Source organism: Pseudomonas sp. SCT (assembly GCF_003864275.1).
Classification (GTDB): Bacteria; Pseudomonadota; Gammaproteobacteria; order Pseudomonadales; family Pseudomonadaceae; genus Stutzerimonas; species Stutzerimonas stutzeri_AE.
On sequence record NZ_BDJA01000003.1, the window covers coordinates 67,087 to 79,994 of the forward strand.

14 protein-coding genes are annotated in these 12,908 nt (G+C 61.8%); 6 read left to right on the top strand and 8 right to left on the bottom strand.

Going from position 1 to position 12,908, the window contains the following annotated elements:
- Positions 1 to 6: 6 nt before the first annotated feature.
- The 8 genes from BHD08_RS08780 to BHD08_RS08815 all read right to left on the bottom strand — a co-directional run bounded on the left by BHD08_RS08780 (position 7) and on the right by BHD08_RS08815 (position 8,345).
- Complete coding sequence (locus BHD08_RS08780) at positions 7 to 1,920, bottom strand: S9 family peptidase (protein ID WP_015277064.1); 1,914 nt, start codon at positions 1,918 to 1,920, stop codon at positions 7 to 9.
- On the bottom strand, positions 1,917 to 3,071 hold the full coding sequence (pqqE, locus tag BHD08_RS08785; protein WP_125021610.1) for a pyrroloquinoline quinone biosynthesis protein PqqE: 1,155 nt from the start codon (positions 3,069 to 3,071) through the stop codon (positions 1,917 to 1,919). Before pqqE (BHD08_RS08785) ends, BHD08_RS08780 begins: the two co-directional genes overlap by 4 nt.
- Positions 3,043 to 3,321, bottom strand: coding sequence for a pyrroloquinoline quinone biosynthesis peptide chaperone PqqD (gene pqqD / locus BHD08_RS08790; protein WP_125021612.1), 279 nt, complete (start codon positions 3,319 to 3,321; stop codon positions 3,043 to 3,045). Before pqqD (BHD08_RS08790) ends, pqqE (BHD08_RS08785) begins: the two co-directional genes overlap by 29 nt.
- A gap of 93 nt (positions 3,322 to 3,414) precedes the next feature.
- Positions 3,415 to 4,167 carry a pyrroloquinoline-quinone synthase PqqC gene (gene pqqC, locus BHD08_RS08795; protein WP_015277067.1) on the bottom strand — a complete coding sequence of 251 codons (753 nt, stop codon included), beginning with the start codon at positions 4,165 to 4,167 and terminating at the stop codon, positions 3,415 to 3,417.
- Positions 4,168 to 4,253: 86 nt separating this feature from the next.
- On the bottom strand, positions 4,254 to 5,165 hold the full coding sequence (gene pqqB / locus BHD08_RS08800) for a pyrroloquinoline quinone biosynthesis protein PqqB (RefSeq protein WP_015277068.1): 912 nt from the start codon (positions 5,163 to 5,165) through the stop codon (positions 4,254 to 4,256).
- A gap of 46 nt (positions 5,166 to 5,211) precedes the next feature.
- Positions 5,212 to 5,283 carry a pyrroloquinoline quinone precursor peptide PqqA gene (gene pqqA, locus BHD08_RS08805; RefSeq protein ID WP_003284930.1) on the bottom strand — a complete coding sequence of 24 codons (72 nt, stop codon included), beginning with the start codon at positions 5,281 to 5,283 and terminating at the stop codon, positions 5,212 to 5,214.
- Positions 5,284 to 5,461: 178 nt separating this feature from the next.
- On the bottom strand, positions 5,462 to 6,580 hold the full coding sequence (locus tag BHD08_RS08810; protein WP_125021614.1) for an NADH:flavin oxidoreductase: 1,119 nt from the start codon (positions 6,578 to 6,580) through the stop codon (positions 5,462 to 5,464).
- Positions 6,581 to 6,824: 244 nt separating this feature from the next.
- The gene (locus tag BHD08_RS08815; RefSeq protein ID WP_015277070.1) at positions 6,825 to 8,345 is read right to left on the bottom strand and encodes an aldehyde dehydrogenase family protein; all 1,521 of its coding nucleotides are present in this window, start codon (positions 8,343 to 8,345) and stop codon (positions 6,825 to 6,827) included.
- A 396-nt stretch (positions 8,346 to 8,741) separates the two neighbouring features.
- Here BHD08_RS08815 and pqqA (BHD08_RS08820) point away from each other — a divergent pair, with 396 nt between their 5' ends.
- The 6 genes from pqqA (BHD08_RS08820) (at position 8,742) to BHD08_RS08845 (ending at position 12,806) form a co-directional block, all read left to right on the top strand.
- Positions 8,742 to 8,831 (top strand): pyrroloquinoline quinone precursor peptide PqqA, encoded by a 90-nt coding sequence (gene pqqA, locus BHD08_RS08820; protein ID WP_015277071.1) that lies wholly within the window; start codon positions 8,742 to 8,744, stop codon positions 8,829 to 8,831.
- A gap of 56 nt (positions 8,832 to 8,887) precedes the next feature.
- Positions 8,888 to 9,184 carry a pyrroloquinoline quinone biosynthesis peptide chaperone PqqD gene (gene pqqD / locus BHD08_RS08825; protein ID WP_015277072.1) on the top strand — a complete coding sequence of 99 codons (297 nt, stop codon included), beginning with the start codon at positions 8,888 to 8,890 and terminating at the stop codon, positions 9,182 to 9,184.
- Positions 9,153 to 10,298: a pyrroloquinoline quinone biosynthesis protein PqqE gene (pqqE, locus tag BHD08_RS08830; protein WP_125021616.1), complete on the top strand. Its 1,146-nt coding sequence runs from the start codon at positions 9,153 to 9,155 to the stop codon at positions 10,296 to 10,298. Before pqqD (BHD08_RS08825) ends, pqqE (BHD08_RS08830) begins: the two co-directional genes overlap by 32 nt.
- 85 nt (positions 10,299 to 10,383) lie before the next feature.
- Positions 10,384 to 10,887 carry a urate hydroxylase PuuD gene (locus tag BHD08_RS08835; RefSeq protein ID WP_015277074.1) on the top strand — a complete coding sequence of 168 codons (504 nt, stop codon included), beginning with the start codon at positions 10,384 to 10,386 and terminating at the stop codon, positions 10,885 to 10,887.
- Complete coding sequence (gene serC, locus BHD08_RS08840; RefSeq protein WP_125021618.1) at positions 10,868 to 11,968, top strand: 3-phosphoserine/phosphohydroxythreonine transaminase; 1,101 nt, start codon at positions 10,868 to 10,870, stop codon at positions 11,966 to 11,968. Before BHD08_RS08835 ends, serC begins: the two co-directional genes overlap by 20 nt.
- Complete coding sequence (locus tag BHD08_RS08845; RefSeq protein WP_125021620.1) at positions 11,961 to 12,806, top strand: phosphoserine aminotransferase; 846 nt, start codon at positions 11,961 to 11,963, stop codon at positions 12,804 to 12,806. The genes serC and BHD08_RS08845 overlap by 8 nt, the downstream gene beginning before the upstream one ends.
- The last annotated feature ends 102 nt before the right edge of the window (positions 12,807 to 12,908 follow it).

The following is a 12,908-nucleotide window of genomic DNA, read 5'->3' on the forward strand; positions in this document are numbered from 1 at the left end:
AAAGGCCTACAGCAGGCACTGATAGAAGCGCAATTCCCGCTCCAGCGCATCCGCAAGATTGGCAGCCTGGCGGAAGCCGTGGCGCTCGTCGGGATACAGCCGGTAGTCGACCGTGACTCCTCGGCTGCGCAGAGCCGCCACCATCGACTCGGTCTGCTCGGGCAGCACGACGGCGTCCTGTCCGCCCTGCAGGAAGATCACAGGGGCGTTTATGCGCTCGGCGTTATACAAAGGCGCACGCTCACGAAAACGCTCTGACACCAGCCGAGGATCGCCGATCAGCCAGTCAAGATAGTCACCCTCGAACTTGTGCGTTGCCCGACGCAAGGCCAGCGGATCGCTGACGCCATACAGGCTGGCTCCACCACGGAACAGATCAGTGGCGGCCAGCGCGCTCAGCGCGGTATAGCCGCCAGCGCTGGAACCGCGGATGAACACTCGCTGCGAGTCAATCTCCCCCTGCCCCACGAGTGCTCGAACCGCCTGGCAGGCATCTTCCACATCCACCACGCCCCATTGCTCGCGCAGACGTTGCCGATAGGCGCGACCGAAGCCGCTGCTACCGCGGTAATTCACGTCGACCACGGCGAAACCGCGCTGGGTCCAGAACTGGATGCGCGGATCGAATACCGGATAGCTCGCCGACGTCGGGCCGCCGTGGGCGAACACCACCAGCGGCGGCAATGTAGCGGTCGGACCATGGCAATGCGCATTGCGCGGCGGATAGAAGAAGGCATGGGCGACTTCATCACCTCCGGTCGCAAAACGCAGCGGTTGCGGACATGACAACTGATCGGTCACCAGTGGCATCGCCCCACCAGCCAGAATCTGCAGCGCACCGCTGGCACGCTCGATAGCCAGGACAGCCGGAGTTCGCTCCGGCGAGCCGGCGATGCAGAACACATGGCTTTCGTTCGCGGAAAGCTGGCGGCAACGGGTGAACTCCGTGGCCAACTGGCGCTGGTCGCCGTTGTTAGCGTGTTCGAATAACCAGCCATAGCCGTCGACCATATGGGTCAACAGCAGAGCGCCGTCGTGCAGCGGCAGATAGCTGCTGGTGCCCAGTTGCCAGGGCGCCGGGGCGCAATCGTAATCCCCGCACGCTTGCGCAAGGCTCGAAGGCCTCACCAGTTTTCCGTCCGCCTCGACCCACGGCTGCCAGAAGCCGGAACGGTCGCTTAGACAATGCAATCGACCATCGGCGGCAAAGCGCGGCTGCTGCAGGGATTCGCCGCCCGCGGCGCCAGCCAGGACCTGCCTGCCACCCCAACGCCCATCCGGCATGCGCGTGGCGACGCACAGACGCGTCGCTGTCCAGGGCTGCTCTGGCCTATCCCATTCGATCCAGGCCAGTCGCGTTCCGTCCGGACTGAGCACTGGAGACGAGTAGAAATCAGCACCTTCGACGAGAACCTCACGCCCGCCATCGGCAATGGTCAGGGAAACCAGACGATGCTCGACGCCCTCGGCGCCGTGGGATTCTTCCAGCGCGATAATCGCCTCAGCGTGCTGGTCATGCTGCAGATCGCCGTATCGACAGCCGGATCGATCAGTCAGCGCCACAGGATGTGCTGCCCCGCCGGTGGACTCGGTTGCCTGCAGATGGATCTGCTGATCCTCCTCGTTGACGAAGGCGAGCCCCTCCGAGGTCAGACAGAACGCACCGCCGCCGTATTCGTAAACGCGGCTGCGGACCGAGAATCGCTCGGGTGTCAGGCAATGCGCATTGCCGCCCCGCCACAACCACAGCGTGCAACGCCCATGGGACGGGTCATATTCGATCCAGTACAGCCCACCGTGTCCGGCACGCAGCTCGGCAAAGTCCCGGCTGGCCACCGCCGCGGCTTCGGCGCTCCAATCGCTGGGCCAGAAACCGTAGGGAATGCTGTCTGGAGTCGGACGGGTATTGGTGCAACTCATACCTTGAGGATCAGCTTGGAAGCCTTTTCGTTGCGGTGCTGCAGCTGCTCGAGGCTCAAGGCGCCATGCTCTGCCTGCGCCCGCGCGGCAAGGATCTTGTCGTGATGCAGCGACTTGCTGCACACCGGGTCGGCGTTGGCGGCATCACCGGTGAGCATGAAAGCCTGGCAGCGGCAGCCGCCGAAGTCGCGTTCCTTCTCGTCGCAACTGCGGCAGGGTTCGGGCATCCAGTCGTAGCCGCGGAACTTGTTGAAGCCGAAAGAGTGTCGCCAGATGTGCTCGATGCTGTGCTCGCGTACGTTGGGGAACTCCACCGGCAGCTGTCGCGCGCTGTGGCAAGGCAGCGCCGTGCCGTCCGGGGTGATGTCGAGGAACAGGTTGCCCCAGCCGTTCATGCAGGCCTTCGGCCGTTCTTCGTAGTAATCGGGCGTCACGAAGATCAGCTTGCACGGATGGTTTTCCGCGGCGAGCTTGTCGCGCCACTCGTTGGTGATGCGCTCGGCACGTACCAGCTGCTCCTTGCTCGGCAATAATCCGGCCCGGTTCAACTCGGCCCAGCCGTAGAACTGGCAGGTAGCGAGTTCGACGAAGTCGGCTTCGAGCTCGATGCACAGGCGGATGATCTGCTCGATGTTGTCGATGTTGTGCCGATGCGTGACGAAGTTGAGCACCATCGGATAGCCGTGCTTCTTCACCGCACGGGCCATTTCCAGCTTGTGAGCGAAGGCCTTCTTCGAACCGGCAAGCAGGTTGTTCACCTCCTCGTCGGCCGCCTGAAAGCTGATCTGAATATGGTCCAGCCCGGCCTCGGCGAAACTGGCGATCTTCTCTTCAGTGAGGCCGATGCCAGAAGTGATCAGGTTGGTGTAATAGCCGAGTCCGCGTGCCGCTTCGATCAGCTCTACCAGGTCCTGGCGCACCAGCGGCTCACCGCCTGAGAAGCCAAGCTGGGCCGCGCCCATCTCGCGTGCCTGGCGGAATACTTCGATCCACTCGGCGGTGCTCAGCTCGTCGTGGCTGAGGGCGAAGTCCAACGGATTGGAGCAGTACGGGCACTGCAGAGGGCAACGATAGGTCAGCTCCGCCAGCAGCCAGAGCGGCGGGCCAGGCTCGTAGCCAGGTTTAGCGAAGCTCGATCCAGAACCGTTCAACGGCGACCTCCAGAAACGCGACGATATCTTCTTGAATCCCTTCGGCCTCGGGATAGCGGACCTGCAGGTCGGCGACGATTGCTCCGACGCTGCGGGTTCCATCCACCTCGGTCAGCACTGCCGCGGCGCTCTCGTTGAGTTTGATCATGCCTTCCGGGTAGAGCAGTACGTGGCAGTTCTGCGCCGGCTCCCACTGGAAGCGGTAGCCTCGGCGAAAGGCTGGAAGCTGGGTCAGTTGGATATCGCTCATGGTCGTTGTCTCGCCAGTAGGCAGGCGGGCAGCCCGGCCAAATCAATTGTGTTCGCTGGCGGTGGGCTCAAGCCCACCTTTAGACGCACGTTCCTAGACGCTGATGCCCTTGTGCCAGATCCGTTCACGCGTCACGGTGTGGTACGGCGGGCGATCCAGCTCGTAGGCCATGCTCATGGCGTCGAGCATGCTCCACAGCACGTCGAGTTTGAACTGCAGGATCTCCAGCATACGCTCCTGCGCATCACGGGTGCGGTAGTGATCCAAGGTGATGCGCAGGCCGTGCTCGACGTCGCGGCGCGCCTCCTTCAGCCGCTTGCGGAAGTAGTCGTAACCGGAGGCATCGATCCACGGATAGTGCTGCGGCCAACTATCCAGACGGGATTGATGGATGGTCGGGGCAAAGAGTTCGGTCAGCGAGCTGCTGGCAGCCTCCTGCCAGCTGGCGCGGCGAGCGAAGTTGACGTAGGCATCCACCGCGAAACGCACACCGGGCAGCACCAGCTCCTGCGACAGCACCTGCTCGCGATCCAGCCCGACGGCTTCGGCCAGCCGCAGCCACGCCTCGATACCGCCCTCTTCGCCTGGCGCACCATCATGGTCGATGATGCGCTGAATCCACTCCCGGCGGGTATCACGGTCCGGACAGTTGGCCATGATCGCCGCGTCCTTCACCGGGATACAGACCTGGTAGTAAAAGCGATTGGCGACCCAGCCCTGAATCTGCTCGCGCGTCGCCTGGCCGGCATACATGGCCCGGTGAAACGGGTGATGAATGTGGTAGTACTCGCCCTTGGCGCGCAACGCCTGTTCGAATTCGGCGGGACTCATGGCTGGCAGGTTCATGACGGTGTCGTTCCTTTTTCTTCTCGTTCCGTTGTTCTTTACTCGAGCTGCCTCACGGTCTGTAGCCGCGTCTTGGCAGCGCGTCGCTACAGCTCGATGTTCATGCCGTCGAAGGCGACTTCGATTCCGTGCTCGCCGAGGATTTCCCGCTCGACGGAGTCCTCGTCGAGGATCGGATTGGTGTTGTTGATGTGGATGAGGATCTTGCGAACCGCAGGCATGCCATCGAGCACCTCGATCATGCCGCCCGGGCCGCTCTGCTGCAGGTGTCCCATTTCGCTGCCGAGCTTGGTGCCGACTTCGCGCACGAGCATTTCATCGTCACGCCAAAGGGTGCCGTCGACCAGTAGGCAATCGGCCTGGCGCATGGTTTCGAGCAACTCATTGCTGACCTTGCCCAGGCCCGGCGCATAGAACAGCGTGCCACCGCTTTTACGATCCTCGATCAGCAGGCCGATGTTGTCGCCGGGATGCGGATCGTTGCGATGCGGTGAATAAGGCGGCGCCGAGCTGCGCAAGGGAATCGGCGTGATATGCAGGTTCGGGCAGCACGGGATGCTGAAGCTATCCGTCAGGCCGATGCGGTTCCACTTCAGCCCGCCGTTCCAGTGCTCGAGCATGTTGAACAGGGGGAAGCCGGTGGTCAGGTCCTGGTGGACCATCTCGGTGCACCAGACTTCGTGCGGGCAGCCTTCGCGCAAGGTCAGCAGGCCGGTGGTGTGATCTATCTGGCTGTCCAGCAGAACGATCGCGCCAATGGCGGTATCCCTTGGCGCCCGGGCCGGCTGCAGCGCCGGGAAGGATTCCAGCTGCGCGCGGATATCGGGCGAAGCGTTGCACAAGACCCAGTCGACGCCGTTGTCGCTTATGGCAATCGATGACTGGGTACGCGCCTTGGCGTTGAGCGTGCCGGCACGCAGCCCCGCGCAGTTGGCGCAGTTGCAGTTCCACTGCGGAAAACCTCCGCCCGCAGCGGAACCGAGAATTCGGATGAACATGGACAGCCCCCAAAGCAAAGCCCCGGCCGGAGCCGGGGCTGATCGATCAACGGTTTGCGAAGTACATGGTGACTTCGAAACCAATACGCATGTCGGTGAAGGCGGGTTTAGTCCACATAGGTCGGTCCTCTTTTTATGGTGCCGGAAGATTCCGACAGCCCAATTAAGCCCCCTGTTCTGCCTAAAGCAGAATGGTACTTTGGAAGGAGACAGCGCCGTGCCTTGGTAGTGCCCGACAGACGGCCGTCCGTTGTTACACCGTTACTCATTTAGCTAACGCCTGCGGCGAGAGGCTGTCAACTTGAACCCAACGCCGGCCGATCATTGGCGTTTCGCCAGGCCAGTTCGTTGGTAATGGTCGCCATGGGAACGAACATCGTGCCGTCGAACTTGCTGAGCTCCAATCCCTGCTGAATACGCTGCGGCCAGTCGTTATTGGCCAGCGCAGCCTTGCCTATCGCGACCAGATCCATATCACCATCGACGAGTAAGCCTTCAGCCTGCTCGCCCGTGACGATGCCGCCGTTCCCAATCACCGGGATCGTGACGCAGCTCTTGGCGATCGCAGCAAAGCTCGGCCCGCTGCTGAAAGCCGGCGCAGCGGCATCCGGTTCGGTGACGTGCAGATAATCGAGACCGGCATCGACCAGCGCGCGAAAACGCTCCCCGGCTTCGTTCACTCCACCTTCCCATTTCAGCTTGCTATCGCAAACCATGCTTTGGGACAGACGCATACCAACCACGAAGTCATCACCCACCTCGGCGCGTACGGCGCGGATCACCGCCAGAGGCATATTCAGGCGCTGCAGGTAGTCGCCGCCCCACTGATCAAGTCGCTGATTGAATTCGGCACTGATGAATTCGTGCAACAGGTAACCATTGGCACCATGCAGCTCGACGCCGTCGAAACCGGCCTCGCGCGCGTGACGCGCGGCCTGGGCGAATCCCTGGATGGCCTCCTGAATCTCCTGCTCGTTCATTTCGGCCGGAGTCGCGTAGGGACCCTCGCCGCCGTAGAACGTTAGCTGAGACCCGCTGGGCTGCACCGCCGAAGGTGCAATGTGGCGGGCATGGTGGATATTGCCCTGCGTCTGGCCGCCTCCGTGCATGAGCTGAGCGACGAAAGCGGCTCCAGCGTCGTGCACGGCATCGACGACTATCCTCCAGCTGTCCCGGTGCGCCTCGGTCGCGAGCCCCGGCTGGTTGAAGTAACCCTGACTGAAGGCCGTATCGGTATAGATGCCTTCGCTGATGATCAGAGCAAAACCACCCTTGGCGAATGATGCGTAGTAGTCACGCATCAACTCGTTGGCGTCACCCTCCGCTTCGGCGCTGACCCGGGTCATGGGTGCAACGACTGTACGATTGCGCAGACTCATATGCTTCAGTGTGTAGGGTTCGAACAGTTGCGACATGGTGCTCTCCTTATCCAGCCGATATTGGGGGCATGCTGATGGGAGGCGTGTCGGTGACCGGTAGTTCGATAAGCGCGATGGCTGGTTTGCTGCCGGCCATAAAAAAACGCGGCCGAAGCCGCGTTGCGATAGGAACCTTGCGCTCGGTTCGAGGGGGATTACAGCAGAAGCGGCGCAGATTCCTGCACATGACGTGCATAGCAAAATAAGCCGGCGCGCTGGAGCTAACGCGCCGGGGCCCTCATCAGAAGAATCCGAGTGGATTGATGTCGTAGCTGATCAGCAGGTTCTTGGTCTGCTGGTAGTGGTCGAGCATCATCTTGTGGGTTTCGCGACCGACGCCGGATTTCTTGTAGCCACCGAACGCAGCATGCGCCGGGTACAGGTGATAGCAGTTGGTCCAGACGCGGCCGGCCTTGATGCCACGACCCATGCGGTAGGCGCGGTTGATGTCGCGCGTCCAGACGCCGGCACCCAGGCCGAACTCGGTGTCGTTGGCGATCGCCAGGGCTTCGGCTTCGTCCTTGAAGGTCGCCACACCGACCACGGGTCCGAAGATCTCTTCCTGGAACACGCGCATCTTGTTGTGGCCTTTGATCAGCGTTGGCTGCACGTAGTAGCCGGTCGACAAGCTGCCTTCGAGCTTCTCGGCGGCACCGCCGGTGAGAATCTGGGCGCCTTCCTGCTGAGCGATCTCCATGTAGGAGAGAATCTTGTCGAACTGCTGCTCGGACGCCTGGGCGCCGACCATGGTGTCGGTATCCAGCGGGTTGCCACGCTTGATCGCCTTGATCTTCTTCATCACCACTTCCATGAAGGGCTCGAAGATCGATTCCTGGATCAGCGCACGCGACGGGCAGGTGCAGACCTCACCCTGGTTGAAGAAGGCCAGTACCAGACCTTCAGCGGCTTTCTCGATGAATGCAGGTTCGGCATTCATGATGTCTTCGAAGAAGATGTTCGGGCTCTTGCCACCCAGTTCCACGGTGCTCGGAATGATGTTCTCGGCGGCGCAACGCATGATGTGCGAGCCGACTGGAGTCGAGCCGGTGAAAGCAATCTTGGCGATGCGGGTGCTGGTGGCCAGCGCCTGACCGGCTTCGCGACCGAAGCCCTGGACGATGTTCAGCACGCCCGGCGGCAGCAGATCACCGACCACTTCGATGAACACCATGATCGACAGCGGGGTTTGCTCGGCCGGCTTGAGCACGATGCAGTTACCAGCAGCCAGGGCCGGAGCCAGTTTCCAGGCGGCCATCAGCAGCGGGAAGTTCCAAGGGATGATCTGCCCGACAACGCCCAGCGGCTCATGGAAGTGATAGGCCGCGGTATGCTCGTTGATCTCGGCAGCGCTGCCTTCCTGGGCGCGGATGCAGCCGGCGAAGTAGCGGAAGTGATCCGCAGCCAGCGGTACGTCGGCGTTCAGGGTTTCACGAACGGCCTTGCCGTTGTCCCAGGTTTCAGCGACCGCGAGCTTTTCCAGGTTGGCTTCGATGCGATCGGCGATCTTCAGCAGAATCAGTGCACGGTCCTGCACCGAGGTCTTGCCCCAGGCATCGGCAGCAGCGTGAGCTGCGTCCAGCGCTTTCTCGATATCTTCGGCGCCCGAACGCGGGAACTCGGCAATGACTTCACCATTTACCGGCGAGGTGTTGACGAAGTACTCGCCTTTGACCGGCGGGACGAATTCACCACCAATGTAGTTGCCGTAGCGCGGCTTGAAGGATACGACGGCGCCTGGGGTACCGGGCTGAGCGTAGATCATGATGGGCCTCTCTTCTTCTGCTTGTCGGAGCCTGTGCCGGGAAGTGCACAGGACATGGACCGATCTTAGGCAGCGGGGTCTTCGCTCCGGTATGCACCCATGGCAGCGGAGGACTCCTCATTTGGTAGTAGATGGCAAGGCGCAGAGGCAGAGCTGATGGCGGTTTGCGATTGATACGACCAGCCTGGAACGGGAGAAAAAGCCGAGCAGGATAGATCCTGAATCGCACCCTAAAAATGACGCTGAACAAGGGCGTCTGCCCAGAGCGCAAATTCTCCTGTAACGCAAGAAAAGCGCGACCAAAAGGCGGCAAAACCAACCCCAAAGTCTTATTAGCCCACCTGCCAAAGCGCCTTAGCTTCGGGGTGCGACATCGCTTTTCCCGACAAACAACCAATGAGGAGATACGCCATGCAGTGGATCGATCCGGACTTCTGCGACCTGCGTCTGGGCTTCGAAGTCACCGCGTACGTCTACGTACGCTGAGCCCCTGACCGGCGTGATCGAACATCGCTTCACGCCGGTCGAGCGAGGATATGGACATGACGACAACAACAATGATTTCACCAGCCTGCCGCTACGAGATCCGCCCGCCCTTCCTCTTTCGCTGGGAAGACTCGCAGCAAGCCCACGTGCTGCTCTACCCAGAGGGCATCGTCAAGCTCAACGTCACCGGCGGCGAGATTCTGCGGCGCTGCGACGGCAAGACCAGCGTCGCCGAGCTGATCGATCAGCTCGCTCTTAGCTACAACGCATCCGACGTCGACGCGATTCGCAACGGCGTCCTGAATTTCCTGGAGGTATCCCATGGCAAGGGCTGGATCCGAGCTAAGGCTTGATGGCAGCGGCAACCCGGTCTGGCTGCTGCTGGAGCTGACCTACCAGTGCCCGCTGCAGTGCGTGTTCTGCAGCAACCCGCGCAACTTCGCCGATTACCGCCAGGACGAACTGAGCACTGCCGAGTGGATCGATGTAATGGCCCAGGCCCGTGCCATGGGCGCGATGCAGATCGGCTTCTCGGGCGGCGAGCCCACGCTGCGCAAGGATCTCGAAACGCTGGTCGCCGAGGCTGACCGCATGGGCTACTACACCAACCTGATCACCTCCGGTATCGGCCTGACCGAAGCGCGCCTGCGCGCCCTGAAGGATGCTGGGCTGCGCCACATCCAGCTCGGTTTTCAATCAACCGACCGTGAAGTGGCTCGTCAGCTGGCCGGCGTCGATGCCCTGGAGCGCAAACTGCGCATGGCGTGGCTGATCAAGTCCATGGACTTTCCCATGGTGCTCAACGTACCGATCACTCGGCAGAACATCGCTCAGGTGCCGGAGATCATCGCGTTCGCCGTCGAGTTGGGAGTCGAGTATCTCGAACTGGCGAACGTGCAGTACTACAACTGGGCACTGCTCAACCGCGATGCGCTGATGCCGACCCATGCCGAACTGCAGAGAGCCGAAGACGAGGTACATAAGGCACGCGAGCGTTTCGGTGATCGACTGACCATCTTCTTCGTCATCCCAGACTATTACGAAGGCCGTCCAAAGGCCTGCATGAACGGCTGGGGCGCGATTCACGTCACCATCGCGCCAAACGGCAACGTGCTGCCCTGCTCCCAGGCCAGCAACTTCAAGAACCTGACCTTCCCCAACGTGCGTCAGCAACGGCTGGAGCAGATCTGGCACGACTCGCCGGTATTCAACCTCTACCGTGGCGACGCCTGGATGCCCGAACCCTGCCGCAGCTGTGACGAAAAGGAAAAGGATTTCGGCGGCTGCCGCTGCCAGGCCTTGCTGCTGACCGGCAATGGTGCCAACACCGACCCGGCCTGCAGTAAATCTCCACATCATCAGCTGATTCGCCAGGCCGTGGCGCTGGCGCAGGAAGCTACGCGCCCGCAGGGCACGCTGATCGCCCGACAGGCCAGTCAGGGGGTGGAACTTGAAACTGCCCCATGACTCGTTCGGCGGCACCGTTAGCACGGGCCTCGCGCTAACGCTTGGTTGTTACCTGCTACTGCGTTACTGGTTGGTGGGTTGAGCCATGCAGCTACCCGTTCTCGATCTGCTGGCCCGCTATGCGCATCTGCTGTTCGCGTTGGTCTGGGTTGGTCACAACTACGCCAACTTCATCCAGAACCCGCGCTTCGTGCCACTGCAGAACGGTATCGATACCGCCACGTTGAACCGCGATCTGGAAGTGCGGATGAAACGTGAGCACGGCATCTTCCGCTACGCCTCCGTGGTGGTCTGGGTATCCGGCATGTTCATGCTCTGGCAACGCGGCTGGCTGGCTGATGCATTGCTGCTACAAGGCCCGCTGGCAGTGATCGGCCTGGGCGCCTGGATTGGCACGCTGATGCTGCTCAACCTCTGGCTGGTGCTGTGGCCGCATCAGAAAAAGCTGCTCGGTTTCGTGCCGGCGACTTTGGAAGAGCGGGTGCGCTGCTCGCGGATTACCTTCCTCTCCTCGCGCAGCAACACCATTCTGTCCTTTCCCCTGCTGTTCCTGATGGCGAGTGGCGGTCATGGCCTGCACTTCTTCTGAGCGCGCCGAACGCTACAACTTCGCCTCGGGCCCGGCCATGCTGCCAGCAGAGGTCCTCGAACAGATCCGCGATGAGCTGCCGAACTGGCGCAATACCGGCTCGTCAGTGCTTGAGCAGCCCTTCACCAGCACAGCCTTCAAGCAGCTGATGGCCGAGACCGAAGCCGACTTGCGTGCATTACTGACGATCCCCGACAACTATCGCGTGCTCTTCATGCAAGGCGGCGCCTCGGCGCAGTTCGGCCTGTTGCCGCTCAATCTGCTGCAGCCAGGACAGAGTGCGGACTATCTGGAAAGCGGCCATTGGGCACGCAAGGCAATCACCGAGGCCCGCCGTCATTCGCCAGTCAATGTCGTCGCCAGTGGTGCAGATCAGGCGTTCACCGCCCTGCCCCCACTGGATCATTGGCAGCGCGATCCGGCTGCCGGCTATTGCCATGTGACCAGCAACGAAACCGGTAATGGGCTGCAGCTGCAGACGTTTCCGGAACTGTCAGTACCACTGGTCGCAGACATGACCTCAGACTTTCTCACCCGGCAGCTTCCGCTCGAACGCTTCGGCCTGATCTATGCCAGCGCGCAAAAGAATCTAGGCGTCGCCGGGCTGTGCATAGTGATAATCCGCAACGATCTTCTGCGAGCGCCCCCTCCCGGTCTGCCGACCGCGTTCAGTTATGCAACGCAGGCCGAACAGCAGAGCCGCTTCAACACGCCGCCCACCTTCGCCGTCTACGTGGTCGGGCTGATGCTGCGCTGGATGGGACGTAACGGCGGCGTTCCAGCCATGGCTGCCGCAGCGCAGCAAAAAAGTTGCCTTTTGTACCGTTGCGTTGACGACAGCGACCTCTACCTGTGTCCGCAACGCCCCGCAGACCGTTCACCGATCAATGTCTGCTTCCAACTGACCAAGCCCGGACTGACCGAAACCTTTCTGACCGAGGCCGAGCGTAACGGCCTAACCAATCTGCGCGGCCACGCAGCGATCGGCGGCATACGAGCCAGCCTGTACAACCCGATGCCACTGAGCGGAGTGGCGCGCCTGGTGGAATTCATGACTGATTTCGAGCGTAAGCATGGATAGAAGGCACGGCTTGCATGCTTTACGCCGCTCACTGGCACAGCAGCTGTCACTGACTCTGGTCGACGTCGCCTGTCGTCTGCCGCACGCCGTACCGGGCCGGCCTCTTACCGTGATGGGCCTAAGCTTTCCGTCGCCGCTAGGTATCGCCGCCGGCTTTGATCGCAACGGGCGTCTTGCCCGGCGGGTGGCGGCGCTGGGATTCGGTTTCAACGAGATCGGTAGCCTGACCGCGGATGGACTGGCGCAACTTGAGCCGATGTCACGTGGCGAGGCGCGCCTTGGAATAAACCTGACCCTGGATGCGGGAAGCTCGGTGGCGGAGAGCTGCGCGCTGCTGCGCAACGCATGGCCCCAGGCCGACTACCTGGTACTGAACCTGATCGGCCCGGCCAGCGCACCTCTGCTCTCAAATGCCGTGCGCCTGCGCAACCTCCTGACCGCTCTCCGCGAGGAGCATCAGCAGCTGAACCTGGAGGGTAAGCGCCAGGTACCGCTGGTAGCGAAGCTACGCTGCCTGCCAAAGCAGGTTCCCTTCTTGCTAGCCAGCATGCTGCTCGACCTCAAGTTCGACGGGCTATTAGCCGCCCACGACCCAGGACCGCCAGCGACGCGCGAGCGCTACCGTGCCTGGCAGGACCCACAACAACAGGCACTGGCTTGTGAACAAATCGAGGGCTTGCGGCGCTTTTGCGGCCAGGGCATGGCATTGATCTCGGTGGGTGGCATCCAGACAGCGAGCCACTTGCAAGCGCGTATGGATGCCGGCGCCGAGCTGGTGCAGGTTCACACAGCACTGCTGCATCAGGGGCCGTGGCTGGCACGCCACCTGCTCCGCTGAGCAACAATTCTGCAGCAAAAACGACAACGCCCCGGACCAGCCGGGGCGTTGTCAAAATGACCGACCGAGACAACCGGCCGATCATTGCTCATCAAGTCGCGA

Bases quoted from the DNA above. Each gene is read 5' to 3' on its own strand.
- BHD08_RS08780 (WP_015277064.1), bottom strand. From the start codon at position 1,920: ATGAGTTGCACCAATACCCGTCCGACTCCAGACAGCATTCCCTACGGT.
- pqqD (WP_125021612.1), bottom strand. From the start codon at position 3,321: ATGAGCGATATCCAACTGACCCAGCTTCCAGCCTTTCGCCGAGGCTAC.
- pqqC (WP_015277067.1), bottom strand. From the start codon at position 4,167: ATGAACCTGCCAGCCATGAGTCCCGCCGAATTCGAACAGGCGTTGCGC.
- pqqB (WP_015277068.1), bottom strand. From the start codon at position 5,165: ATGTTCATCCGAATTCTCGGTTCCGCTGCGGGCGGAGGTTTTCCGCAG.
- BHD08_RS08810 (WP_125021614.1), bottom strand. From the start codon at position 6,580: ATGTCGCAACTGTTCGAACCCTACACACTGAAGCATATGAGTCTGCGC.
- BHD08_RS08815 (WP_015277070.1), bottom strand. From the start codon at position 8,345: ATGATCTACGCTCAGCCCGGTACCCCAGGCGCCGTCGTATCCTTCAAG.
- pqqA (WP_015277071.1), top strand. From the start codon at position 8,742: ATGAGGAGATACGCCATGCAGTGGATCGATCCGGACTTCTGCGACCTG.
- pqqD (WP_015277072.1), top strand. From the start codon at position 8,888: ATGACGACAACAACAATGATTTCACCAGCCTGCCGCTACGAGATCCGC.
- pqqE (WP_125021616.1), top strand. From the start codon at position 9,153: ATGGCAAGGGCTGGATCCGAGCTAAGGCTTGATGGCAGCGGCAACCCG.
- BHD08_RS08835 (WP_015277074.1), top strand. From the start codon at position 10,384: ATGCAGCTACCCGTTCTCGATCTGCTGGCCCGCTATGCGCATCTGCTG.
- serC (WP_125021618.1), top strand. From the start codon at position 10,868: ATGGCCTGCACTTCTTCTGAGCGCGCCGAACGCTACAACTTCGCCTCG.
- BHD08_RS08845 (WP_125021620.1), top strand. From the start codon at position 11,961: ATGGATAGAAGGCACGGCTTGCATGCTTTACGCCGCTCACTGGCACAG.